24 protein-coding genes are annotated in these 23,930 nt (G+C 62.3%); 8 read left to right on the forward strand and 16 right to left on the reverse strand.

The features are described 5' to 3' along the window. Positions 1 to 4: 4 nt before the first annotated feature. Complete coding sequence (locus ACWJKU_RS02050) at positions 5 to 595, reverse strand: hypothetical protein (protein WP_454145365.1); 591 nt, start codon at positions 593 to 595, stop codon at positions 5 to 7. A gap of 329 nt (positions 596 to 924) precedes the next feature. On the opposite strand from ACWJKU_RS02050, the gene ACWJKU_RS02055 reads away from it, so the two are divergent. Then, positions 925 to 1,377 carry a hypothetical protein gene (locus ACWJKU_RS02055; protein ID WP_454145366.1) on the forward strand — a complete coding sequence of 151 codons (453 nt, stop codon included), beginning with the start codon at positions 925 to 927 and terminating at the stop codon, positions 1,375 to 1,377. 226 nt (positions 1,378 to 1,603) lie between these two features. Here ACWJKU_RS02055 and ccmI read toward each other — a convergent pair whose 3' ends face one another. From ccmI to ACWJKU_RS02090, 7 genes are all read right to left on the reverse strand, one after another. After that, entirely contained in the window at positions 1,604 to 2,797 is a 1,194-nt protein-coding gene (gene ccmI / locus ACWJKU_RS02060) for a c-type cytochrome biogenesis protein CcmI (protein ID WP_454145367.1), read from the reverse strand. 6 nt (positions 2,798 to 2,803) lie between these two features. Then, positions 2,804 to 3,259, reverse strand: coding sequence for a cytochrome c-type biogenesis protein (locus tag ACWJKU_RS02065; protein WP_454145368.1), 456 nt, complete (start codon positions 3,257 to 3,259; stop codon positions 2,804 to 2,806). After that, complete coding sequence (locus ACWJKU_RS02070; RefSeq protein WP_454148011.1) at positions 3,256 to 3,786, reverse strand: DsbE family thiol:disulfide interchange protein; 531 nt, start codon at positions 3,784 to 3,786, stop codon at positions 3,256 to 3,258. The genes ACWJKU_RS02065 and ACWJKU_RS02070 overlap by 4 nt, the downstream gene beginning before the upstream one ends. Before the next feature lie 184 nt (positions 3,787 to 3,970). After that, positions 3,971 to 5,947 (reverse strand): heme lyase CcmF/NrfE family subunit, encoded by a 1,977-nt coding sequence (locus ACWJKU_RS02075; RefSeq protein WP_454145369.1) that lies wholly within the window; start codon positions 5,945 to 5,947, stop codon positions 3,971 to 3,973. Next, complete coding sequence (gene ccmE / locus ACWJKU_RS02080; protein ID WP_454145370.1) at positions 5,944 to 6,399, reverse strand: cytochrome c maturation protein CcmE; 456 nt, start codon at positions 6,397 to 6,399, stop codon at positions 5,944 to 5,946. Before ccmE ends, ACWJKU_RS02075 begins: the two co-directional genes overlap by 4 nt. Further along, on the reverse strand, positions 6,396 to 6,566 hold the full coding sequence (gene ccmD, locus ACWJKU_RS02085; RefSeq protein WP_454145371.1) for a heme exporter protein CcmD: 171 nt from the start codon (positions 6,564 to 6,566) through the stop codon (positions 6,396 to 6,398). The genes ccmE and ccmD overlap by 4 nt, the downstream gene beginning before the upstream one ends. 370 nt (positions 6,567 to 6,936) lie before the next feature. Beyond that, positions 6,937 to 7,776, reverse strand: a complete 840-nt coding sequence (locus ACWJKU_RS02090; protein WP_454145372.1) for a class I SAM-dependent methyltransferase — start codon at positions 7,774 to 7,776, stop codon at positions 6,937 to 6,939. A 275-nt stretch (positions 7,777 to 8,051) separates the two neighbouring features. Between ACWJKU_RS02090 and ACWJKU_RS02095 the strand changes: the two genes are divergently transcribed. After that, the gene (locus tag ACWJKU_RS02095; RefSeq protein ID WP_454145373.1) at positions 8,052 to 9,068 is read left to right on the forward strand and encodes a methyltransferase; all 1,017 of its coding nucleotides are present in this window, start codon (positions 8,052 to 8,054) and stop codon (positions 9,066 to 9,068) included. A gap of 82 nt (positions 9,069 to 9,150) precedes the next feature. Here ACWJKU_RS02095 and ACWJKU_RS02100 read toward each other — a convergent pair whose 3' ends face one another. The 4 genes from ACWJKU_RS02100 to ACWJKU_RS02115 all read right to left on the reverse strand — a co-directional run bounded on the left by ACWJKU_RS02100 (position 9,151) and on the right by ACWJKU_RS02115 (position 13,104). Further along, positions 9,151 to 9,732, reverse strand: a complete 582-nt coding sequence (locus tag ACWJKU_RS02100; RefSeq protein WP_454145374.1) for a GNAT family N-acetyltransferase — start codon at positions 9,730 to 9,732, stop codon at positions 9,151 to 9,153. After that, positions 9,725 to 10,363 carry a DsbA family protein gene (locus ACWJKU_RS02105; protein WP_454145375.1) on the reverse strand — a complete coding sequence of 213 codons (639 nt, stop codon included), beginning with the start codon at positions 10,361 to 10,363 and terminating at the stop codon, positions 9,725 to 9,727. Before ACWJKU_RS02105 ends, ACWJKU_RS02100 begins: the two co-directional genes overlap by 8 nt. Positions 10,364 to 10,431: 68 nt before the next feature. Further along, on the reverse strand, positions 10,432 to 12,144 hold the full coding sequence (gene leuA, locus ACWJKU_RS02110) for a 2-isopropylmalate synthase (protein ID WP_454145376.1): 1,713 nt from the start codon (positions 12,142 to 12,144) through the stop codon (positions 10,432 to 10,434). Positions 12,145 to 12,489: 345 nt separating this feature from the next. Continuing rightward, positions 12,490 to 13,104: a TetR/AcrR family transcriptional regulator gene (locus ACWJKU_RS02115; RefSeq protein WP_454145377.1), complete on the reverse strand. Its 615-nt coding sequence runs from the start codon at positions 13,102 to 13,104 to the stop codon at positions 12,490 to 12,492. 114 nt (positions 13,105 to 13,218) lie between these two features. On the opposite strand from ACWJKU_RS02115, the gene ACWJKU_RS02120 reads away from it, so the two are divergent. Next, positions 13,219 to 13,896, forward strand: a complete 678-nt coding sequence (locus ACWJKU_RS02120; RefSeq protein ID WP_454145378.1) for a DJ-1/PfpI family protein — start codon at positions 13,219 to 13,221, stop codon at positions 13,894 to 13,896. A 249-nt stretch (positions 13,897 to 14,145) separates the two neighbouring features. Here the strand turns inward: ACWJKU_RS02120 and lon are convergent, their stop codons facing one another. The 4 genes from lon to cyoE all read right to left on the reverse strand — a co-directional run bounded on the left by lon (position 14,146) and on the right by cyoE (position 19,815). Continuing rightward, positions 14,146 to 16,509, reverse strand: coding sequence for an endopeptidase La (lon, locus tag ACWJKU_RS02125; RefSeq protein ID WP_454145379.1), 2,364 nt, complete (start codon positions 16,507 to 16,509; stop codon positions 14,146 to 14,148). A gap of 8 nt (positions 16,510 to 16,517) precedes the next feature. Continuing rightward, entirely contained in the window at positions 16,518 to 16,922 is a 405-nt protein-coding gene (locus ACWJKU_RS02130) for an Hsp20/alpha crystallin family protein (RefSeq protein WP_454145380.1), read from the reverse strand. A gap of 129 nt (positions 16,923 to 17,051) precedes the next feature. Beyond that, positions 17,052 to 18,821 (reverse strand): single-stranded-DNA-specific exonuclease RecJ, encoded by a 1,770-nt coding sequence (gene recJ, locus ACWJKU_RS02135; RefSeq protein WP_454145381.1) that lies wholly within the window; start codon positions 18,819 to 18,821, stop codon positions 17,052 to 17,054. Between the two features lie 79 nt (positions 18,822 to 18,900). Further along, complete coding sequence (cyoE, locus tag ACWJKU_RS02140; RefSeq protein WP_454145382.1) at positions 18,901 to 19,815, reverse strand: heme o synthase; 915 nt, start codon at positions 19,813 to 19,815, stop codon at positions 18,901 to 18,903. Positions 19,816 to 19,898: 83 nt separating this feature from the next. On the opposite strand from cyoE, the gene ACWJKU_RS02145 reads away from it, so the two are divergent. The 5 genes from ACWJKU_RS02145 to ACWJKU_RS02165 are packed head-to-tail and all read left to right on the forward strand — an operon-like array spanning position 19,899 to position 23,903. Further along, complete coding sequence (locus tag ACWJKU_RS02145) at positions 19,899 to 21,281, forward strand: M16 family metallopeptidase (protein ID WP_454145383.1); 1,383 nt, start codon at positions 19,899 to 19,901, stop codon at positions 21,279 to 21,281. Beyond that, complete coding sequence (locus ACWJKU_RS02150; protein ID WP_454145384.1) at positions 21,271 to 22,584, forward strand: M16 family metallopeptidase; 1,314 nt, start codon at positions 21,271 to 21,273, stop codon at positions 22,582 to 22,584. The genes ACWJKU_RS02145 and ACWJKU_RS02150 overlap by 11 nt, the downstream gene beginning before the upstream one ends. After that, a complete protein-coding gene (gene rsmD, locus ACWJKU_RS02155) occupies positions 22,581 to 23,150 on the forward strand; it encodes a 16S rRNA (guanine(966)-N(2))-methyltransferase RsmD (RefSeq protein WP_454145385.1) in 570 nt (189 codons plus the stop codon). Before ACWJKU_RS02150 ends, rsmD begins: the two co-directional genes overlap by 4 nt. Beyond that, positions 23,147 to 23,635, forward strand: a complete 489-nt coding sequence (coaD, locus tag ACWJKU_RS02160) for a pantetheine-phosphate adenylyltransferase (protein ID WP_454145386.1) — start codon at positions 23,147 to 23,149, stop codon at positions 23,633 to 23,635. Before rsmD ends, coaD begins: the two co-directional genes overlap by 4 nt. 7 nt (positions 23,636 to 23,642) lie before the next feature. After that, complete coding sequence (locus ACWJKU_RS02165; RefSeq protein WP_454145387.1) at positions 23,643 to 23,903, forward strand: YfhL family 4Fe-4S dicluster ferredoxin; 261 nt, start codon at positions 23,643 to 23,645, stop codon at positions 23,901 to 23,903. The last annotated feature ends 27 nt before the right edge of the window (positions 23,904 to 23,930 follow it).

The following is a 23,930-nucleotide window of genomic DNA, read 5'->3' on the forward strand; positions in this document are numbered from 1 at the left end:
GCCGTCAACACGGTAAGGCTCGGACGCTTACGTCATTGTCGGTAATCCGGCTATTCACCAGCTCAAGATCCGGCAGACAATAGGTGCCGCGCGTTCCACCCTCCAATGAAATGCCGGCCCGGCCATGTTTTAGTTCGACCTCGTTCAGTTTGATGATTGGCGCAGGCATATCGATTTCGCCACAAGGCGTAAAAATCGTTAGCAGGTCGAATTCCGGGGTATCCGGATCGCGCGGGCGTGCGATCGAATGACCGTGGCCGTTGATCGTGATGCGGGTTTGAACGCTCTCAGCACAGGGATAGGGCTCTCGCTCGGGGCTGCAGTAGCTCCTCACCTCGGGCAAGGCTTCCGTGAGGATGACGTCGCCGGTAAGTTCAATGATGTCGGTATCGTCCGCGGATCCTGCGGGGCAGCCTCCGGTTTGGGTATTGATTATCGCTGCCGTTATCGCATCGGCCAGCGTGCAAGCCGGGTCGCCGCCGGCCGCACCGACCGTGAAAACAGTCGCCTCGACGGGATCGGCCGCTAAGGCGAGGAGTACCGGCAATACCGATAGGCATTGGCGAAGCGCCGAATTGAAGATGAAAGCAGCCATGTCTTTTCCTCCTTGTTCGACACAAGTCCTGCACGATCCGAAAGGTTGCCGGTGGCCGCGAGAGTCCCATCCGGTCGCCGGCGCGCTTCAAGAATACAGAAAACAGCGAAATCGGCCAATCCGCCCGGACCTTGCCGGCAAGAATTCTGAGGCGTAATCTGAGCCGAAGCCGCTGATCGGCGTTGACGGACCGAGGCTTGCAAAGGTTCAGGAACTCGTTTCGCAAGGGAGGCTCCAAGTCGAGTGGAGCCGGATGCCAGGGAGGGGCGCTATAACGACGATTCGTCGCGGCTGTTTGCAGACTAACCTTCGACACAAAGGAGTTTGCCATGTATAGCAAGTCCGCTCGTAAATTCGGCTGGCTCGCATCCTGTCTTTCCTTGGCTGCTTTGTTGTCATCCGGATCCCCGGCGCTTGCCGCGGGAGAATGTTGGCTGGATCTCTACGATAAACCCGATTACGAAGGTTCCCATGTTCGCCTGACAGGACCTGCCGAGCTTTCCGATCTCAAGTCGCTGAGCGGCGAGAATTGGAGCAACCGGATCGAAAGCTTGGCGGTCGGCCCGGACGCCGAAGTTTTCGCCTTTCGCCAGGAAAACTTCAAGGACACTCCCCAGGGGCCGGTCAATCACCCGTATGAACTTAAAGCCTGGGGAGAAAAGGATATCGGGAGCTATCAGGATTTGAAGATCAGCTTCGGGCCCGGAGTCAAGGCGCATCACCTGGGCGACCTGAATTTTCACCGCAATATCAATTCTTTACAGATCAAGTGTCGGCGGTAAGGTTGAACCGAGCGCCGTTCGGAGGACCGCACGGGCCGGCGGTTCCGGAGACGGCGCGCGGGGGCGCGTCCATGTTTCGCTTCGGCGGGAATCGGCTTCGCCGACGGTCTCGTGCCGCCGCGGGCCGAAATCCGCTCCCGCATGAAATCACCCGTCGAGTCGAGATTGGGCGACAAGTGTCGGCGGTAAGGGCGCCACGACCGAAAGCGCTCTAGCGCCCGGCCTCCTACTCGACGATCCGGTCGACCACGATCTTGTAGCTTCCGTTGTCCTTCGGCGTCACGGCTTCGCTGAGGCCCTGCAGGTCTCCGGGTTCGGGTTTCGGCTGTCCGCTCTTCGAAATGCGCGCGCCGATCACGACGCGGTCGAAGGTCGAGAGCGTCACGCCCTGCATCATGGCCATGGAATCGTCCAGTTCGACTTCAACCGGCAAATCCTTGGCCTGTTTGCGAACGACCGCCAAGGGCATGGGCGGGCCTTCGGCCGCGCGAGCGAAGACGAACAGGGCGTCGTTCGGCGAAACCCGGGCTTTGAGGTTTTCGGCCAGGCTCACCGCGACGCGGATGCGTTTGCCGGCGCCGGCGGTTGCGGCGGCCGGCGCCGTTGTCTCGCCGGGTGCCGCATGGCCTCGAACCTGAGCGATATACGCGCTGATTTGCTTGTCCTCCTCGCTGCCCGGCGTGAATTGCTTTTTCAATCTTTCCCAATATTCCACCGACTTGGCCGCGTCCTTCCGCTCCGCGGCGGCCAGCCCCGCCATCCAGAGCGCGGTTTGATGGTCGGGATTCTTTTTGAGGATTTCGTCGATGATTTCGGTCGGTTTGCCGGCCATGCTGCCTTGATGCGTTTCGGCCAGAGCCTGGGCATACAGCGCCTTGACGTCGAGGTCTTCGGGGGCGAGTTTCAGGGCGAATTCGTAGGCGGTCATCGCCTTGTCCGGCTGATGGGTCGCTTGCAGCGAGCGGGCGAGCAGCACCCAGCCTTCCAGGTCGTTCGGCTGTTTGGCCAGCCGTTCCGCCAACTGATTGATGCTGTCCTGGACGTTGGCCATGTCGTCCGGTGCGCGCGCGCCGACGAGATCGATCCGGCCCAGCGCGAGGTAGAGGGTCAAGGCCAGCACCGGAACGACGGCCAGAGTGGCGATGACGGCCGGCCGGCCGCGGGTGCCGGAATGCGTTTTCGTTTCTTCGACCGCCTCCAGATCGCCGAGCAGATTCCGTTCGGATTCCGCGGTCAGGCGCTCCAGGTCTTCGGGGCTGGCCGCCTCCTGGGCGAGTTCGGTCTGCCGCTGGCGGTGCAGGAGAAGATTGAGCCGGGCCCGGTTTATCCGTCCGCCGCCGGTTTTGCCGAGAAGCGCGGGAAGAAAAAAGACATAGCCTGCCGTCAACAGCAGCACGGTCGAAAGCCAAAACCCCATCATCGACGTTTACCCTTCCAGATTGTTTCTCAGCCGTTCGAGCCGCTTCTTCTCTTCATCCGTAAGCTCGACCAGATTGTCCGCCGCGCTGCGGCGTTTCACCTGCAGCCAGAGAAGGGCGCCGCCGGCGGTCAACAGGAGGAACGGTCCGATCCACAGAAGGGCCGTCGTCATTTTGAAAGGCGGGCGATACAGTACGAAATCGCCGTAGCGGTCGGTCAGGAATTTGACCGCTTCCTCTTCGTTCTTGCCGGTCTGGATGATGGTGTAGACCTCGTCCCGCAAATCGCGGGCGAGATCGGCATCGGAATCGGCCAAAGATTGATTCTGGCAGACCAGACAGCGAAGCTCTTCGATCAGGCGCTCATACCGCTGTTGTTTGTCCGGATCGTCGAACTGGCGGATTTCGATGGCTTGAGCGGTGAAGGGAAGGATTAAGAAGAACGGTAGTAACCGGTGCATCATGAAGGTTGGGTCTGTAATTGGCGGATCAAGGGCAGCAATTTCTTTTCCAGGATTTCCGGCGTGATCGGTCCGGTCTGCTTGTGGCGGATGATGCCGTCGCGGTCGACGACGAAGGTTTCCGGCACGCCGTACACGCCCCAGTCGATCCCGGTCTTGCCCTCGGGGTCGAAGGCGCTGGCCGTGTAAGGATCGCCCAGGCGTTGCAGCCAGGCGAGGGCGTTGTCCCGCTCGTCCTTGTAGTTGAGGCCGTAAATGGGAACGATGTTTTGCTTGGCGAGCTGCACCAATACCGGATGTTCTTCGCGGCAGGAGGTGCACCAGGAAGCCCAGACGTTCACCAGGCTCACCTGGCCTTTGAGATCGTCGCGGCTCAGAGTCTTGGCGGCGTCGTTCACTTGCGGCAAGGTGAACATGGGCGCGGGTTTGCCGATGAACGGCGAAGGCACTTCTCTGGGGTTCAGGGTCAGGCCGATGCCGAGAAAGATCACCATGACGGCGAACACGGCCAAGGGAATGAGATAACGCATGGTCATGAAACTGCGGTTGCGAAAAGAGACGTACTATAAATCAAGGAAACCTGGGTCTGGATTAGACGGTAATGGTCGGCAATCCTTTGCCGACAAATAGCCGGAACAGATGCCCGACCCGCGATTTTATTCCGGCCCACAAAGGGGTGGAGCCCGCATTCTCGACAACGAATGACCTTCACCCTCACGCCGGCTTGCTTTCCGCCGACTCGCTCCAAGCTTCCTCCCGGCGGGGCGCCAAACGGTAACGGCGGTCCGCGGCGGAAAACAGGCCGCCGGCTATCATCAATAGTCCGCCCAGCCAGATCCAGCGGATGAACGGCTTGTAATAAATCCGCACGCTCCAGGCATCGGCGTCCATCCGCTCGCCGAGTGCGACGTAAAGATCGCGGGTGAGGCCCGGGTCGATCGCCGCTTCGGTCATGGTATTGCGCTGCACGCGGTAAACGCGCTTTTGCGGATGGAGTTCGGCGATCTCCCGGTCGCCCCGCTGCACGCGGAAATCGCCCTGCTGCGCGACGAAGTTGGGGCCTTGCACCTCGGTCACGCCCTTGAACGTGAACGTGTAATCGCCCAATGCCGAGGATTCCCCCGGAGCCAGCCGCACGATCTTTTCTTCGCTGTAGCGATCCGACAGGACGACGCCGGTGAGAAACACGGCGATGCCGATATGGGCCAGGGTCATGCCGTAGACGCTCCGGGACTGCGCCTTGAGGCCCTGAAGCGGCGACTCGCGCAGCCGGACCCGGTTCCAGAGGCTCAACAGCGCGCTGGCCGCGAGCCAGAAGGCCATCGCGAGTCCCGCCATGGTCTTGATGTCCTTGGCGTCCCAGAAAACCGCGGTGGACGCCACGCCCAGCGCCAGGCTTCCGAGGAGGACATGGCGCACGCGCCGCCCGATCTTGCCGAGATCGGCTTCGCGCCAGGCGAACATCGGCGCGATGCCGGCCAAAAGAAAAATGGGCGTCATGACCGGGCCGAACACGCTGGCGAAATACGGCGAGCCGACGGAAATCTTGCCCAATTGCAAGGCGTCGAGAACCAGGGGATAGAGCGTCCCCAGCAGAATGCTCGCGGCCGCCGTGATCAGCAGGACGTTGTTCAGCAGCAGAAGATTTTCCTTGGACACGAAGCCGTAACGGACACGGTCCTTGACGGTCGGCGCCCGCACCGCGTACAGCAGCAGCGAACCGCCCACCACCACGGCCAGGAAGATCAGGATGAAAAGCCCGCGCGCCGGGTCCGAGGCGAAGGCGTGCACCGAGGTCAGGACGCCGGAGCGCACCAGGAAGGTGCCCAGGAGACTCAGCGAAAAGGCGAAGATGGCGAGCAGCACCGTCCATGCCTTAAAGGCGCCGCGCTTTTCGGTGACCGCCAGCGAGTGGAGCAGGGCGGTCGCGACCAGCCAGGGCATGAACGAGGCGTTTTCCACCGGGTCCCAGAACCACCAGCCGCCCCAGCCGAGTTCGTAATACGCCCACCAGGAGCCGAGCACGATGCCGAAGGTCAGGAACACCCAGGCGATCAGGGTCCAGGGCCGCGACCAGCGTGCCCAGGCCGAATCCAGAGAGCCGCCGAGGAGGGCCGCGATGGCGAAGCTGAAGGCGACCGAGAGTCCGACGTAGCCCATGTACAGCATGGGCGGATGAACCGTCATGCCCATGTCCTGCAGCAGGGGATTGAGATCGTTGCCGTCGGCGGGTGGCGGAAAATGACGCTCGAACGGATTGGAGGTCAGCAGGATGAACAGCAGGATGCCGACGCTGACCAGGCCCATGATGCCCAGGACGCGCGCCAGGAATTCCTCCGACAGGCTGCGGCTGAAGATCGTCACCATCACGGTCCACAGTCCCATGATCGATGCCCAGAGCAGCATCGACCCTTCGTGGGCGCCCCAGGCGGCCGAGATGCGGTAATAAAGGGGCAAGGCGGTATTGGAGTTCCGCGCCACATAGAGCACGGAAAAATCATGGTTCACGAAGCTCCCGATCAGGCAGGCGAAAGCCACGGCCAGGAAGAAGAACTGGGCGCGCCCGGCGGCACGCCCCACCGCCATCCACACCGGCACGCCCTGGGCCGCGCCCAGCAGCGGAAACACCGACTGCAACAGCGCCATGAACAGCGCCATGATCAGGGCGATGTGCCCGAGTTCCGCCATCATTTCTGGTAATCCTTATAACTGGTGGGCATCTGTCCGCCCTGCTTCAGCGCATCGGCGACTTCCGGCGGCATGTAATTCTCGTCGTGCTTGGCGAGCACTTCGCTGGCTTCGAACACGCCCGCTTCGTTGATTTGTCCGACCGAGATGATGCCCTGGCCTTCCCGGAACAGATCGGGCAGGATTCCGGTGTAATGGACGGGAACCGCGGAGCTTCCGTCGGTGACGGAGAAGCGCACGGTCAGGCTGTCGGGTTCGCGCTGAACGCTGCCCTCGACCACCAGGCCGCCCACGCGGAACGGATAACCCTTGGGGGCTTCGCCGGCGGCGACTTGCGACGGCGTGTAGAAATACAGCAGATTCTTCTGGAACGCGGTGAGCGCGAGAAAGGTCGCCAGACTGACGCCGATCAGAATCACCCCGACCACGATCATGCGGCGGCGGCGCGGCGTCATGACGCTCTACCCTCCTGTTTCGGACGCCGGGCGATGCTCTTCAGCACCTCGGATTTCCGGCGCGTGGACAGAAACAGATTGAGGCCCAAAACCGCAAACATCAAACCGTAGGACGTCCACACGTAGAAGCCGTAGCCGCCCATGGAAAAAAACTGTTGCCAATTCATGGAGTCGATTGAAGCTCGTTGAGACTGTTAGCCTCGCTATTAAACCATATCGAGGCGAAATAATTGCGCGAGTGAAAGTAAATCTCGAAAAACCAACAGATTTGGACGCTTTTCAAGAAAATTCGATCGTTCGATGGGACCGTTCAAGGCCCGAACAGTTCCGTGGGAGTCGTTCACCAAGGACATTCCGTTCTGCTTGAAAACAACCGCAGATTGTAGGGTGGATTAGGCGCGCACCGCCATAAACTATTTATACCCCGCGGGACTTTCCGCGCGCCGAAACGCCAGCGAACATCGCTGGCTCGGGGTCATGCGCGCCTAACCCACCCTGCACCGGAATCGGAACTGGAGGCCTCGACTCGATAGTCCCTTAGCGGGGCTTCTCGAAAGCCAGCACCAGATAACGCAGCAGTCCCAGGCGGCTGGCCCCTTCGGCGAATAGCGTCTCCACGACCGCCGACGCCGTTTTCACGGACATGTCCTTGGCCAGCTTCCGCACGAAGTCATAGGTGGGCAGGGTATTGGACGTGATGTCCCGCTCGTGCCGGACGACGAATCCGGTCTCCTCGGCCAGGCGGCGATAGTCCTTCAAGGTGCTGTGAAACTGGCAGCGTCCGTAAAAGCCGGCCGAGACCGGCCAGCGGGAGGCGAAGGTCATGGCGGGGCGCAACAAGGGCGTCGGGACGAAGTCCGACAAGGCCAGCCCCCCGCCGGGTTTCAGCACTCGATAAGCCTCCTCGAAGAACTTTTTCCGGCTCGGGAAATGGAAAATGCACTCGACCGCCAAAACCGCGTCGAAACTGCGGTCGGCAAAGGGCAGGGCGCAGGCGTCGGCCTGAATCCAGTCCAGGGCGTTTCCGGGCTCGGCCGGAACGCGCTCGCCCGCTCGTCGCAGTTGGCGCCGGTCGATGTTCAGGCCGGAAGCGACGATGTCCCGGAATCGGTCGTTGAGGCTCGCGATCGTGCCGCCGAAGCCGCAGCCCGCATCCAAAATCCGCTGGCCGTTCCCGACCTCGGCTGCTGCGTAAACCAGCTCGGAAAGCCGTTCGGCCGCTAGCGCGAAATCTTCCGGCGAGCCGTCCGCCAGTTCGGGCTCGGGCCAATAGCCCCAGTGGACATGGCGTCCGAAGGCTCGATCGACGGCCGGATGGCCGCGGTCCAGGAGGCTCAAGAGCGCGTCGAAATAGGGCAATTCGATGGGGTTGGACATGGTCGATCGCTCAGAACTCCGAAAAGGCCCTCTCTCCGGGATGGCCGTTTGCGATTGGAGAGGGTGGCGAGGGCCTTTTAGTTCGAAAAGATTACATAATTCATTGGCCCGGATCGGAGAGTCAATCGGATCTCTCTCAACGCCGGAACGAGGCCGCGAGCTTGTATACTACCAGGCGTTCGGGCGGCAAACATCGGCATCGTTCCCGAATCGAGGGAGCCGCCCCTCGCCGATGCGCCATAGCAACACTCCCGCACGTCCCCGGACCGACACGCATGAATCCCCAAGCTTCAGCCCTAGACAAATTCCTCGAGCAGCATCCCATCGAGAGCGGCGGGGACATTCTGATCCTTCGCGCCGCGCCGGGGGACTATCTCCGGCGGCTCGGCGGGGGGGCGGTCGTGTGCCAACAGACGAACAAGCCGGATGCCGACGCCTTGGCCAGACTCGGCGTCGAGACCGTCGCCGACGCCGATGCGCCGTGCGGCCTCTGCATCGTTTTCGCGACCAAGCACAAGGAAGAAACCCTTTACCACATGGCGCGGGCGGCTTCTCGGCTGGTCGAGGGCGGAACGCTGGCGGTCACGGCCGCAAACGATCTGGGCGCGGCTTCGCTGGAAAAACGCTGTGCCGAGCTGCTCGGCGGCGTTCGGTCGTTCAGCAAGCATAAATGCCGGGTTTTTTGGGGAACCAAAGAATCGGCGCGGCTCGACTCGGCGCTGATGGCGTCCTGGCTTCGGGGCGGCGAACTTCGGCCAATACCGGGAACGGATCTGGTGAGCCGGCCCGGCGTATTCAGTTGGGACCGCATCGACCCCGGCTCGCGCCTGCTCGCCGAGTATTTGCCGGACGGCCTGGCGGGGCGCGGCGCCGATCTTGGCGCCGGTTACGGCTATTTGAGCCGGATGCTGCTCGCCCGCTCGCCCGCCGTCGCCGAATTGTGCCTGTTCGAAGCCGAGCGCAAGGCGCTGGAGGCCGCCCGGCACAATCTCGCCGCGTTTGCCTCCGGCACGCAGTTGCATTTCCATTGGTACGACGTCGCCGCGGGATTGCCTGTCGACCGGCTCGATTTCGTGGTTATGAACCCGCCGTTCCACGCCGGCCGGGAGGCGGAGCCCGGCTTGGGCCAAGCCTTCGTGCGGGCGGCGCTGACGTCCCTGAAGCCCGGCGGTCGACTCTATTTCGTTGCCAACCGGCATCTGCCTTACGAAAAAGTCGTTCGGGCGTGTGCCGGGCACGACAGGGTGCTGACCCAACGCGACGGCTATAAAGTCATGGAAGCGAGGAAATGAGAGATAGCCGAATCGCGTATTCGCTGTTTTTGCCGGGGCCGTCGCTTTTATGTCGCTGAGTAAATCGGACGCCGCTCAAGGCTTATCGGCATGAGTCCCGAGCTTGTCGCAGGTTTTCCCACGAGTCTCCGGGCAGCCTATACAAACAGTGCTCGCGGAGCGGGTGGCCGGCGGGAAGGGCTGGATGCCGAAACGTTTCCGGCGCTTGAACCATGCCCAGCCGTTCCATGACGGCGCGCGACCGGGTATTGCCCACTGCCGTGAAAGAAACGATTTCGGGAAAATTCAGCACATCGAAGCCGACGCGCAAGGCGCCTCTCGCCGCTTCGGTCGCATAGCCGCGGCCCCAGTGAGCGTATGCGAGTCGCCAGCCGATTTCGACGCACGGCGCGAACGGAAGCTCGGGCATGGGCACATGCAGCCCGACGAATCCGATGAATTCGCCGGTCCGCTTGAGTTCGGCGGCCCAGAAACCCCATCCGCGTTCCTCGATCAACGCCTGGATGCGTTGGGCCATCGCATCGCTGGCGGCTCGGTCGAGCGGGGAAGGGAGGAACGCCATCACCCGCGGATCGGCATTCAGTCGTGCAAAAGGCTCGCGGTCGGCGGCGCGCCATTGACGCAACCGGAGACGTTCGGTGTCGAATTCGATCGATTCAGTCATCGAAGGAAAACAAACCGGAAAAAACATCGTTCTTCAAGTCGGGGACTTTTCGCCCCGAGTCGGCGGCGATGTCGCGCAGCACCCATTCGAGACGGTCGTTGCCCCAGTAGCGGTGCGGACCGTAAACGAAGAAGGGCACGCCGAACAGTCCTTCCCGCTGTCCGCGCACGACGCCTTTCAGCACGCGCCGCTGCAAGGCGAGGTCGTCGGCGCTTCGAATGACGGCGTCCGGTTCCAGCCCGCAGCGTTCTGCCACCCCGATCAGAGTCGCGTCGTCGCCGAGGTCTTCGCTCCGCGAGAAACGCGCGGCAAACGCCGCCAGTCCGAACTCCACCGCCCGGCCCTGATCAAGGGCGTACAAAAAGCCGGCGTGGGGCCGTTTCCAGTCCGTGTCGAACGGCTTCGGCCATTGCAGCGGAAGCCCGTAAGCCTTGGCGAATCGCCCGACGTCCTCGGCCACATAAGCCGTTTTCTGCGGAGAAGCAACCGGATCGCCGGGAAACGGCTTGGGCGGAAACAAAGGAATGTATTCGATAGGCGCCGGCAACCGATCCGAGATCTTGCTCAACCGGTAGAAGGCCAGCCAGGCATAAGGGCTGCGAAAACTGAAATAAAAACGCAGGTTTTTCATGCACGAACTCGAAGCGGCGGACGATGGGCCTCAAACCGCGCCCATCATCCGCGTCTGGGCGGCGCCGATCAAGCGACCTGCCGCGCGGTCTTTTGCAGAATGGCGACAAGCCTTTGCCGTGCCTCGGGTTCGATGCCGTTGAGACCGCGGTTCAGCGCGCTGACGATCGCCAGCACCGAGGCCGCGACGATGTTGGCGTTTATGCCGATGCCGTATCGGATGCCGGGAATGCCGTCGATCGCGACTTCGACGAAGGCGGCGGCCCTGGCGTCGGAGCCCTGGCCCATGGAGCGCTCTTCATAGGACTGTAGCCGCACCATTCCCCCGAGTGCGTGGACCACGGCGTCGATGGGGCCGTTGCCTTCGCCCGTCAGCGTGATCCGCCGGCCGTTCGTTTCCAGCATCAGACGAATGCCCTGAACCGCTCCGTGCTTGAACAAATGATGCTCGAGATAGCGGATGGTCGTCGCCGGTTCCAGATACTCCTCCGAAAACATCCGCCAAAGTTCGTCCGGCATGATTTCGGCGCCGGTGGCGTCGGCATGGCGCTGCACCACGCTGCTGAACTCCACCTGGAGCCGGCGCGGCAACGACAGGCCGTAAGCGGATTCCAGAAGATAGGCGATGCCGCCTTTACCGGACTGGCTGTTGACCCGGATGACGGCGTCGTAAGAGCGGCCCAGGTCGGCGGGGTCTATCGGCAGGTAGGGCACTTCCCAGAACGCATCGGGTCGCTGGTGGGCTAGGCCTTTCTTGATCGCGTCCTGATGTGAACCGGAAAAGGCTGTGAATACCAGATCGCCCACGTAAGGGTGGCGCGGATGGATCGGCAGGCGGATGCAGTCTTCCACGGTTCGCGCGATGTCGTTGATGTTCGAGAAGTCGAGGCCCGGATCGACGCCCTGGGTGTATAGATTGAGCGCCAAGGTCACCAAGTCCACGTTGCCGGTCCGCTCGCCGTTGCCGAACAGGCAGCCCTCGACCCGCTCGGCTCCGGCCATGAGCGCCAGTTCCGCGGCGGCAATGGCCGACCCTCGGTCGTTGTGCGGGTGCACGCTTAGAACGATGTCGTCGCGCCGCGACAGGTTCCGATGCATCCATTCGATCTGATCGGCATAGACATTGGGCGTCGCCATTTCCACGGTGGCCGGCAGATTGAGGATGACCTTGCGCTCCGGCGTGGCGCCCCAGGCTTCCACCACCGCGTCGCAAATATCGCGGGCGAACTCGAGTTCGGTGCCGGTAAAGGCTTCCGGGCTGTATTCGAGTATCCACTCGGTTTCCGGACGCGCTTCCGCCAGTTCCCGCACCAGCTTCACGCTGGAAACGGCCATCGCGATGACCTGGTCGGGGCTCATGCCGAAAACGATTTCCCGGAACGGCCGGGCGGTGGCGTTGTAGACGTGAACGATGGCGCGGCGGGCGCCGCAGAGCGATGCCATGGTGCGTCGGATCAGGTGTTCGCGGGCTTGGGTGAGCACCTCGATGGTAACATCGGCGGGGACGTGACCGCCTTCGATCAGCGTTCTGACGAAGTCGAATTCGGTTTGGGAGGCGGAAGGGAAGGCGACCTCGATTTCCTTGAAGCCGATGTCCACCAGCTTCTTGAACAGGCGCATCTTGCGCTCGGCGGTCATGGGCTCGAACAGTGCCTGATTGCCGTCCCGGAGATCGGTGCTCATCCAGATGGGGGCTTGGGTGATGACCCGGTCGGGCCAGGTGCGGTCCGCGAGTTGGACCTTGGGAAAGGAGCGGTACTTGGTGTTCGGATGCTTCAACATGATCGGTGACTCCTGGGTTTTCGTCGGATGGGACGGGTGTTCGGGGCGGCGACGAAAAGGCTGCCGGGCTGCCGCGAGCGCAAGGCCAGGCAACCGGGTTGAAGTCGAAGCAGGGACAGAGAAAGCATCAGGTCGTTCATGGTCGTACTCCAGGACATGGCGTCGGATGGACGCAGTTATCCCCGCAAGGGGTATTCAGTCGATCGAAAAAGGAGTGTGAGGAGAGTTATTTGCCCGCGAGGGGCAGCAGCAGACCCAGGCCCAAGGTAAGAGCCGGAAGGGGAAGGATGGAGGAGGGCTGCCGTTTATTCATGGTCCAACGCTAACAGCACGCTCGCTGGGGTGTCAATACGCATCTGTCGTATACGACGAGCCAAAAATCCTTTCATCCAGCAGGAGGGCGAGCAAGGCGCGCGCGTCCTCGGCCGGTTTGGCATCGCCCGTCATCTGGGCCCGCACGATGGCGCCGTCGATGATCAGCACAGCCCGTTCCGCCGTGTCGTCCGCCGAGAGCCCCGGCCGCTCGGGGATCAGCGTCCTGATGAAATCCCGCAGTTCGCGCTTGTGATCCGCCGCGATCCGGCGTTCTTCCGCCGAATCTTCGCTCAGTTCCGCGACCGTATTGATGAACGCGCAGCCGCGGAAGTCGGGTTCCGAAAACCACTCCTCGATCGCGTCCGCCAAGACGGCGAGGCCGGGCGAAGTCCGAGTTGCCGCCAGTTCCCGAACGCGCCCGGTGAACCAGTCCATCCAGAACCGGTGGCGCCGTTCCAGGAATGCGATCACCAGGTCTTTCTTCGATGGAAAGTGGCGGTAAAAGGACATCTTGGCGACCCCCGACTCGGCGATGATGCGATCCACGCCGACGGCGCGGATGCCGTGCCGGTAGAACAGCCGCTGTGCGGTTTCCAGGATGCGGTCGCGGGCCGAGGGCGTAACGGGCGCGGCGTCTTGAGTCATAAAAGCTCTTGAAAGCGTTTACGGGATTATTGACAGAATAGTCTGTCTCATCAATGCTGTAGACAGATCTGTCTACATGGCGGATTGGCCCTCAACCAACACAAGGAAACGACCATGAGTTACACGTTCAAACCCGGTTTCCGATTAGGTATTTATATCTGCAAGGATCTGGAAATCGTCGACTTCGCGGCGCCCTATGGCGTGTTCTCGGTTGCTCGTCGATTCGATCCCGAGCTGGAGGCGTTCTTCATCGCCGAGTCCTTGCGGCCGGTGCAGGCACAGGCCGGCTTCACGGTGCTGCCCAACTACTCCTTCGCGGACCGGCCCGACATGGACGCTTTCCTGATTCCGGGCGGTTTCGGCACGCGTCAGGAGATCAACAACGGGCATTTGCACAAATTCATTCGCGGCTTGCCCGAGAAAACGCTGCTGGTTTCGGTCTGCACCGGCTCGTGGATTTACGCGCGGATGGGGCTGTTGGACGGAAAAGCGGCGACCAACCGCAAGGAGCCCGATCGCGTGGAACAATCCCCCTCGGGTAAAGTGCCTATCGATCGCCTGGCCGACCTGGCGCCGGCCTGCCGCATCAGCCGGGCGCGGGTGGTCGATGCCGGACGGATCATCACGGGCGGCGGCATCAGCTCCGGGATGGAGGTGGGATTTCACCTGCTGCGCAGGGCGGGGTACGGCGAAGATTTCATCAGGGAGGTGGCCCGGGTCATGGAATACAGCAAGGCTTACGAGATGTATGCGACGGACGTCGAATATGCCGATTCCCGCGCTTCATCTTGATTGGAAATCGCACGATAACTGACCGGAGGAACAGAGCCATCCGGGTGCTTTTTCTTTGTACAAGCCAAGAAAAGTAACTCGCCTGCCGCCGAATGTGGCTTTCTTTGGTGGAGTCACGGCGACGGTTCGGTCAACGCGATCGGCGCGGCCGCCTATGCGGCTTCGGATATGCGCCGACGTTCTCGCAGGGCCTGGTCGAAGTGCGGCGGCGGTCGAGCCGGCGCGTCTGAACGGGACGAATCGGCGCGATCAAGCGGGGCGTTCGCCGAGCGCTTCGCGGAGGGCGTCTTCCGCCTGTTCCAGCCAGACGAATTGCAGTTTTTCTTTCGCTTCGGCGGGAATTTCCTCCAGTTCCTTTTGGTTGCGGGCCGGCAGCAGCACGCGGGCGATGCCGGCGGCGAGAGCGGCGAGCACCTTTTCCTTGATGCCGCCCACGGGAAGCACGAGGCCGCGCAGGCTGATTTCGCCGGTCATGGCGGTGTCGCTGCGGACCGCTTTTTGAGTTAGCAGCGACACCAGCGCGACGAAGATGGCGACGCCGGCGCTGGGGCCGTCCTTGGGGGTGGCTCCGGCGGGCACGTGGATGTGAATGTCGCTTTTCTCGAACAGTTCGGGCTGGATGCCGAGGTCGGCGCAGCGGGCCTTGGCGAGGCTCAGGGCAGCCTGGGCGCTTTCCTTCATGACGTCGCCCAGTTGCCCGGTCAAGGTCAGCTTGCCGGTGCCGGGAGCGCGGCTGGCTTCGATGAACAGAATGTCGCCGCCCACCGGGGTCCAGGCGAGGCCGGTCGCGACGCCGGGGACGCTGGTGCGCATCGCGACCTCGCTTTCGAAGCGCCTCGGCCCGAGAATGGCCGGGAGCAATTCGGGCGTGACCGTCAGACGCTCGATTTCGCCCTCGGCGATGCGGACGGCGGCATGACGGAACACGGCGCCGATTTCCCGTTCCAGGTTTCTTACGCCGGCTTCGCGGGTATAGTCGCGGATGATGGCGTTCAGCGCCTCGTCGGTGATCTCGCATTGGTCGGGATCCAGGCCGCAAGCTTCGGCCTGCTTGGAAACGAGATAGCGCCGGGCGATCTGAAGCTTTTCTTCGGCCGTGTAGCCGGGCAGGTGGATCACTTCCATGCGGTCGCGCAAGGGGCCCGGAATAGTGTCGAGCATGTTGGCCGTGCCGATGAACATGACGTGGCTGAGGTCGAACGGAACGGCGAGGTAGTTGTCGCGGAAGGTGCTGTTCTGTTCGGGGTCGAGCACTTCCAGCAATGCGGCGGAGGGATCGCCGTGGAAGCTGGCGCCGAGCTTGTCGATTTCGTCCAGCATCATGATGCAATTGCGCGCGCCGGCCTTACGGATGGCCTGGATGATGTTGCCGGGCAAGGCGCCGATATAGGTTCGCCTGTGGCCCCGGATTTCGGCCTCGTCGTGTACGCCGCCCAGGCTGACCCGCACGAACTTGCGGCCGGTGGCGCGGGCGATGCTTTGACCGAGGGACGTCTTGCCGACGCCGGGCGGCCCGACGAAGCAGAGAATCGGGCTTTTCCCGGCTGGGTTCAGCTTGCGCACCGCCAGGTATTCGAGAATCCGTTTTTTGATCTTTTCGAGGCCGTAGTGATCTTCGTCCAACACTCGGCGCGCCTCGGCGATATCCAGCCGATCCTCGGTCTCGACCGACCAGGGCAGTTCGACCAGCCATTCCAGATAGCTGCGCACCATGGAGTGCTCGGCGCTCGCTTCGGGCATCCGTTCCAGCCGCTTTAGTTCTTTCATCGCCTGGCTTTCGGCTTCTTCGGGCATTTTCGCCTTGGCGATGGCTTCGTACAGTTCGCCGATTTCCTCGGTGTGCTCGTCGGTTTCGCCCAACTGTCTCTGGATCGTTTTAAGCTGCTCCCTGAGCAGGAATTCGCGCTGCCGCTCGTCCATGCTCTGTTTGGTTTGCTCGCTGATTTCCTTGGAAATGCGAAGAACCTGAATGCGGTGACGAAGGAGGTTCGAAATCCGGTCGAGCCGCGCCTGGGGATCGAACGTTTCGAGGATTTCCTGCTTTTCCGCGATCGCCAGATCCATGAACGAAGCCACCAAATCGGCCATCATGGGCGCCGAGGATACCTGTTGAACGGCGTTCAACAATTCCGGCGGGGCTTGCGGAAGCAACGCCAGCACCTCGGCCACTTGATCCTTCAGTTGCAACAGGCGGGCCTCGATGGCCGGCGTTTCGATCTCTTGCTCCTTGACCGGCTCGATGCGGGCTGCCAGAAACGGATACCCTTGCAGAAATTCGAGGACCCGGAACCGCTGCTCGCCTTGGCAGACGATGTTGTGCGAGCCTTCCGGTCCGGTCACGTAGCGCAGGATGGCGGCCTGGGAGCCGACCGTATACAGCTCGTCCGGTTCGGGCGTGTCCACCTTAGCGTCCCGCTGCAACAGGATTCCGATCGAGGTGTCCCGGCGCAGCGCATACTGGGCCGCGGCGATGGAGGGTTCACGACCGATGCTGATCGGAATGATGACGCCCGGAAACAGCACGATATTCCGCACCGGGATGATCGCGATCGCATCCGGGGGCAGGGCCGCGGCGGATTCGGAGTATTTGTCTGATCGTTGTTCGGTTTTCATGGCGGCACTCAATCCGTCTTAAAAAGAGGAATGGTCAGACAGCCGTCTGCGTAAATCGGGTCGCCGGGACGCAAGCGCCAGGGCGGTAATTGAATGCGCCGCTCGAAGCGGCCATAGGGAATTTCCAGACGATGGATGACGGCGGCGTCCGGGGCTATATTCAAAGACCGTTCGCCGGACACGACGAGCATGTCCTCGGTCACAGCGACGTCGATGGCTTCCGGGGGTACGCCCGGCAGTACGACCGTGATGGTGAGCGCATCGCCGGTTTCGATGATATCGACGGGCGGTTCCCACGCCGGCCGGGAGGCGGCCAGCCGGTGGACTTGAAAGAAGCGCCGGTGAAGGCGCTCCGCCTGTTCCAGCATTTCGCAGGCTTGCGCCCACATCCAGGTTGTCGGACCGTGCGACATGGCAATAATCTCGCGAAAGCGGGCTTGGGGCCGTACATGGCGAAAGCCGGCGCCCGGCCGCAGATATGCCTGCCCGAACGATGAACGCCGTGCGGACGCCGGTTTCGGCGAATCCGCCGCGAGGCGCGGCTAGGCGTCGCTGCTTTCCATGTACTCCATGCGAAGTTGGACGCTTCGGGCGTCGCGAAATTCATTGATGTCGAGCCGATAAACCGCCCGCAGCCGCCGGCAAGCCAGCCAATCGGCCGGCTCGTCGACGAAAAAGGCGATACCGTCGATCAGCCTGTCGGAGTTCGGGATCCTGAGCAGCAGCTTGAGATGGCGGTCGCTGACGATGCGGCTTTGCGCCACGTCGAATTCGCCGTCGAACAAGGGTTCGGGAAAACCTTGGCCCCAGGGTCCCGACTGGCGCAGCAACTCGGCGATTTCCAGCACCATCTCGTGGGCTTCGAGCGGGCCGTCGCTGTGGACGGCGTGGTCGAGATCCAGATGGGTCAGGTGGCGGGCCACTTCTTCCTCGAACAGTTCGGTGAAGCGCGGCAGGTCGTCGCGGCGGAGGCTCAGCCCGGCAGCCATCGCGTGGCCGCCGAACTTCCGCAGCAGGTTCGGACAGCGCGTGGCGATATCGCTCAGAACATCGCGGATGTGCACGCCCGGAATGGAGCGCGCCGATCCTTTGATCTCGTCGCCGTCGGTCCGGGCGAAGGCGATCACCGGCCGGTTCACGCGGTCCTTGATCCGGGAGGCGAGTATGCCGACTACGCCCTGATGCCAGGAGTCGTCGAACAGGCAAAGCCCCGCCGTCGTCGCCAGGGAGTCATCGAGATTTTCGAGGTGGGCGAGGGCGTCGAGTTTCATCTGTTCCTCGATTTCGCGCCGCTCCCGGTTCAACTGGTCGAGCCGGGCCGCCATGACGCGGGCGGCGTCGGCATCGTCGGTCAGCAAGCACTCGATGCCGAGGGTCATGTCTTCGAGCCGCCCGGCGGCGTTGAGCCGGGGCGCCACGGCGAAGCCGAGGTCGGCCGCCGCGATCAGCCGCGAAGGGCGCCCGGAAACCTCCAGCAGCGCCAGCAATCCGGCGTGGGCTTGCCCCGAACGGATGCGCTGCAGCCCCTGGTGAACCAGGATGCGGTTGACGTGATCCAGCGTCACCACGTCGGCGACCGTTCCCAAAGCCACCAAATCCAGCAGTTGCGCGAGATTCGGTTCTTCCGTGCCTGTCCTGATGCCAGTCGAAGGGCCGGTTCGGGCGAAATGACCGGCGGCTCGAAGCCGGTTCCGCACCGCCGAAAGCACGTAGAACATCACGCCGACGCCGGCCAAATACTTGCTCGGAAAAGGATCGCCGGCCAGATTCGGGTTGACGATGGCGTCCGCGTCGGGAAGCTCCGACCCGGGCAGGTGATGGTCGGTGATGAAGACCTGCATGCCGCGGGCCTTGGCCGCCGCCGCGCCCTCGATGCTGGAAATGCCGTTGTCGACGGTGAGCAGGATGTCCGGGGCGCTTTGGGCGGCCAGGGCGACGATTTCCGGCGTCAGGCCATAGCCGTATTCGAAGCGATTGGGCACGAGATAGGAAACCCGTTCCGCGCCGAGCAGCTTGAGCCCGCGGACGGCCACGGCGCAGCCGGTGGCGCCGTCGGTGTCGTAATCGGCGATGACCAGAATGCTCCGATTGTTCCGGATCGCCTCCGCCAGTCGATCGGCCATGCCCTCCATGCCGCTCAACAGCCAGGGCGAAGGGAGTTGCGCCAGCGAGCGGTCCAATTCGTCGGCGACGGTCAGTCGGCGCGCGGTATAAATGCGTTGCAGCAGCGGCGGGAGATGGGAAAAGGCTCGGTCGGGAAGCCGATCCGGGCCGCGGGGAATGATTTTCTTTTTGACCGGATAGTAAGGCATCGGGTAATGCTGACCGTCGAATGTGGATTTTGTGGGATGGGCACGGCCTGACGGCCTTTGCCCATCCTGCTGCTCGGGACTATCGGGATAAGCCTGCGATGAGCGGCACGTAATGATCGATCAGCAAAGCCGAAAAGATTCCGATCAGATAGACCAGCGAATAGCCGAAAGTTTTCATGGCCAACTGGTTGTCGACTTCTCTCTTGAGGCGAATCGCGTAATACAGAAACCCGCCGCCCAGTCCCACGGCCGCGCCAAGATAGAGAAAGCCGCTCATCCCCGTGAGATACGGGAACAGGCTCACGATCAGCAGCAATATGGTGTAGAGCAGAATGTGCAACTGGGTGATCTCCACGCCGTGGGTGACGGGCAGCATGGGGATGTTCACCTTGGCGTAGTCGTCCCGCTTGGCGATCGCATAAGCCCAAAAATGAGGCGGGGTCCAGGTGAAGATCAGCAGAAACAGCAGCAAAGAGTAAGGATGCACCGCGCCGGTCACGGCGCACCAGCCGAGCACCGGCGGCGCCGCGCCGGCGGCTCCCCCGATAACGATATTCTGCGGCGTCGCGCGCTTCAGATAAACGGTGTAGATGAAGGCGTAGCCGATCAGCGAGAGGAAGGTCAAAAACGCGGTGAGCGGGTTCACGAAGATGACCAGGATCGCCATCGAAAGCGTGCCCAGAACGGCAGCGAAGGTTATCACCTGATTGGGCTGAACGTGGCCGGACGGCAAGGGCCGTTGCTGGGTTCGCGCCATTTCGGCGTCGGCGCGCCGGTCCAGGAAGTGGTTGATGGCGGCCGCGGAAGCGGCGGCCAGTCCGATGCCCAGAGTCGCCCACAACGAAACGGCCGGAGGAGGCAGTCCCGGCACGGCCAAAAACATGCCGATCACGGCAGTGAACACGATGTGGCCAACTACCTTGAGCTTGCACAGAGCGAGATAGGTTCTCCAGGAAACGGCGTTCGTGGATTCGATATGAGTCGTCGAGTTCATCGTTTCACTACGGTCTTCGTTTACAATATCGGCTGGTTCGGCAACCTGCCGTCCGATCCTCAACACATTAAGGAGAGCGTCAAATGCTGTTTCGCGGACTCCGTCTGGCCCTGCTGATATCGCCGCTGTCGCTTCACGCTGCTGAGCCTGCGGTTCACGAGTTCCGGCTGGATAACGGGTTGAAGCTTTTGGTCCAAGAAGACCACCGTGCGCCGGCAGTCGTTTCGCAGGTCTGGTACAAAGTGGGCGCAAGCTATGAACACGGCGGCATCACCGGCATCTCGCACATGCTCGAACACATGATGTTCAAGGGTACCGAAAAACATCCGCCGGGCGAATTCTCCCGTATTATCGCAGCAAACGGAGGTCGAGAAAACGCCTTCACCGGGCAAGATTACACCGCCTATTTCCAGACCCTGGAAAAAACCAGGCTTCCGGTGAGCTTCGAACTCGAAGCCGACCGCATGCGGAATCTGCTGCTGGCCGATAAAGAATTCAAGAAAGAACAACAGGTCGTCCTGGAGGAGCGCCGGCTGCGCACCGACGATCAGCCGCGCGCCAAGATGGTAGAACACTTCCAGGCGGTCGCCTACACCGATAGTCCGTACAAGAACCCGGTCATCGGCTGGCCGGACGACGTCAGCGGACTGACCGTCGACGACCTCAAGCACTGGTACGGACTCTGGTACGCGCCGAACAATGCGACGGTCGTCATCGTGGGCGACGTGAACCCGCAGGAGGTTTACGCGCTCGCCAAGAAATACTTCGGTCCGTTGAAGCCCAGCAAGCTGCCGGAGATCAAGCGCCGGGGCGAAGTCGAGCAACTGGGACCGCGCCGCATGATCGTTCGCCTGCCGGCCAAGCTGCCCTATCTGGTGATGGGCTTCAAAACACCCGCCTTGCGAACGATAGGCGAGGAGGATTGGGAGGCCTACGCGCTGGAAGTCGCCGCCGGGATTCTGGACGGCGGCAACAGCGCGCGCCTGTCCAGCCGTTTGGTGCGCGGACAGCAGGTGGCCGCATCCGCCGGGGCCGGCTACGATCTCTATTCCCGCTTGACCAATCTCTTCACTCTGGAAGGGACGCCGGTTCAGGGCAAAACCTTGCAGGCCCTGGAAAAAGCGCTGAACGAGGAAGTCCGCCGTCTTCGCGACGAACCGGTGTCCGTCGAAGAATTGGAGCGGGTCAAGGCGCAAGTGCTGGCCCATCATGTTTATCAGAGGGATTCCATGTTTTATCAGGCGATGCAGCTCGGCATGACCGAAACCGTCGGACTCGGATGGAAAACCGTCCGCGAGTATGTGGACAAGGTCAACGCCGTGACTGCCGAGCAGGTTCAGAAGGTTGCCCAAAAATACCTGATCGACGACCGGCTCAGCGTGGCCTATCTGGAGCCCTTACCCTTGCCCGAGGGCGCGAAGGCGCCGGAAGAAACCGCACCGATGGGAGGTGATCATGTTCGTTAAGCGCGCGTCGCGATGCCTCGTGTTTCTGTTTTTGCTGGCCAGCGCGCCGGTTTACGCCGTGCCGGAAATCCAGCACTGGGTCTCGCCGCAGGGCGGCAGGGTCTATTTCGTGCCGACCGAGGGCTTGCCGCTGCTCGACGTCCGGGTCGTGTTCGACGCCGGCAGCGCCCGCGATGGTGAAAAGTTCGGCCTCGCCTCCCTCACCTCCGGCATGCTCGATACCGGCGCCGGCGATTGGGACGCCGACACCATCGCCCAGCGGCTCGAGAGCGTCGGAGCGGTGCTGGGAACCGGCGTTTCGCGCGATTCGGCCTGGCTGTCGCTGCGCAGCCTGACTCATCCCGAAAAGCTGAGTGTCGCGCTGGACACGGGGCGGGAAATCCTGGCCCGTCCCCGCTTCGAGCAAAAAGACTTCGATCGGGAGAAAAATCGGACGCTGCTCGCGATCAAGCAGCGCGGCGAACAGCCCGACGACCTCGCCGAAATCGCCTTCTTTCAGGCGCTGTACGGCAACCATCCTTACGCCCATCCGCAGGAAGGGTTTGCCGAAACCGTGCAGCCGCTGACCCGCGACGATCTGGCCGACTTCCACAAGCGCTATTACGTGGCGAGCAACGCCATCGTCGTCATCGTCGGCGAAGTGAAACGGGCGGACGCGGAAGCCATCGCCGAAAAATTGCTGTCGGGTCTCGAAAAAGGCGCCGCTCCGTCCGCGTTGCCGGCGCCCGAGCCGCTCAAGTCGGCCGAAACCGTCAAACAGCCGTTTCCGTCCGAGCAGACCCACGTCCGCGCCGGAGTTCTCGGGATGACGGCGACCGATCCCGATTATTTTCCGCTTTATGTGGGCAACCACATCCTGGGCGGCAGCGGCCTGGTTTCCCGCATCAGCGAAGAAGTTCGCGAAAAGCGGGGACTTTCCTACAGCGCCTACAGCTATTTCATGCCGCTCAAGAAGGCCGGCCCGTTCCAGATGGGGCTCCAGACCCGCAACGATCAGGCCGAGGAGGCGCTGCGCGTCGCGCTCAAGACGATCGAGGATTTCGCCGAAAACGGACCGACCGACAAGGAGCTGGAAGCCGCCAAGAAAAACATCGTCGGCGGATTCGTTCTACGCCTGGACAGCAATCAAAAGCTCACCGAGCAGGTGGCCATCATCGCGTTTTACGATCGTCCCCTGGATTATCTCGCCACGTTCACCGGCAAGGTGGAAGCGGTGACCCGGGAAGACGTCAAGCGCGCTTTCCGGTCCCGGATCGATCCGGGCAAGCTCCAGACCGTGCTGGTCGGCGGCGGGGCGAAGTGAGGAATGAGCTGCGTATCATCGGTGGCCGTTTCCGCAGCCGCAAGCTCAGGTTTCCCGACGCGCCCGGGCTTCGGCCGACGCCGGACCGGGTGCGGGAAACGCTGTTCAACTGGCTGCGAAACGACCTCGACGGCGCGCGTTGCCTCGATCTGTACGCCGGCAGCGGCGCGCTGGGGTTCGAAGCCGCTTCGCGCGGCGCCGCAAGGGTCGTGCAAGTGGAACGGGATGCCGCGGCGTGCGCGGCCCTCGAACGGAATCGCACATTGTTGAACGCCGAGACGATGGAGATCGTCCAAGCGGAAGTCGGGCGTTTCCTGGCGGGGACGGGGCAGCCGTTCGATCTGGTCTTTCTCGACCCGCCCTTCCGTCGGAATTTGATCATCCCGTGCTGCCGGGCGCTGGAAGAGCACGGCTGGCTGTCGCCCCGCGCCAAGATCTATCTGGAAGCCGAGAGCGGCTTTCGGCTCGACGGGCTTCCGGAAAACTGGCGGGTTTTGCGCGGCGATACGGCCGGCGAGGTCGGCTATCACTTGTGTGAGCGCATGTCGCCCGGTTCATCCTCATGAACATTACCGCGATCTATCCAGGAACCTTCGATCCCATCACCAACGGTCATGTCGACCTGGTGACGCGCGCCGCCCGCATTTTCGACCGCGTGGTCGTGGCCGTGGCGGAGAACAAGAACAAGACGCCTTTGTTTACCCTGGACGAGCGGGTGGAACTGGCGCGCCGTTCGCTGCACGCCTTGGGAAACGTCGAAATCCTGGGCTTCGATACCCTGCTGGTGAACTGCGCGAAAAAGTGCGGCGCCACCGTGATTCTGCGCGGGCTTCGCGCGGTGTCGGATTTCGAGTTCGAGTTTCAATTGGCCGGCATGAATCGCCATCTTTGCGCGGACTTGGAGACGATGTTTCTGACGCCCAGCGAAAAGTACGCCTTCATCTCGTCTTCGGTGATTCGCGAGATTGCCAAACTCGGCGGGGACGTGTCGGGTTTCGTGCCGGAACTGGTGCGGGAAGCGCTGGTCGCAAAATACGCAACTTCTGAGTGAGATCGTTATGGCTTTGATGATTACCGACGAATGCATCAACTGCGATGTGTGCGAGCCCGAGTGCCCGAACGTCGCCATTTCGCAGGGCGAGGACATTTACCGGATCGATCCGGCGCTGTGCACCGAGTGCGTCGGGCATTTCGACAGGCCGCAATGCATGGAAGTGTGCCCGGTGGACTGCATTCAAAAGGATCCGAATTACGCGGAAGACCGCGAGACGCTTCACCAAAAATATTTGGTCTTGACCAAAGGGCAGGGCGCGACGTGAATCCGGTGTGGATCGGGGTCAGGCCGG

It is taken from the genome of Methylocaldum sp. MU1018, assembly GCF_053646775.1.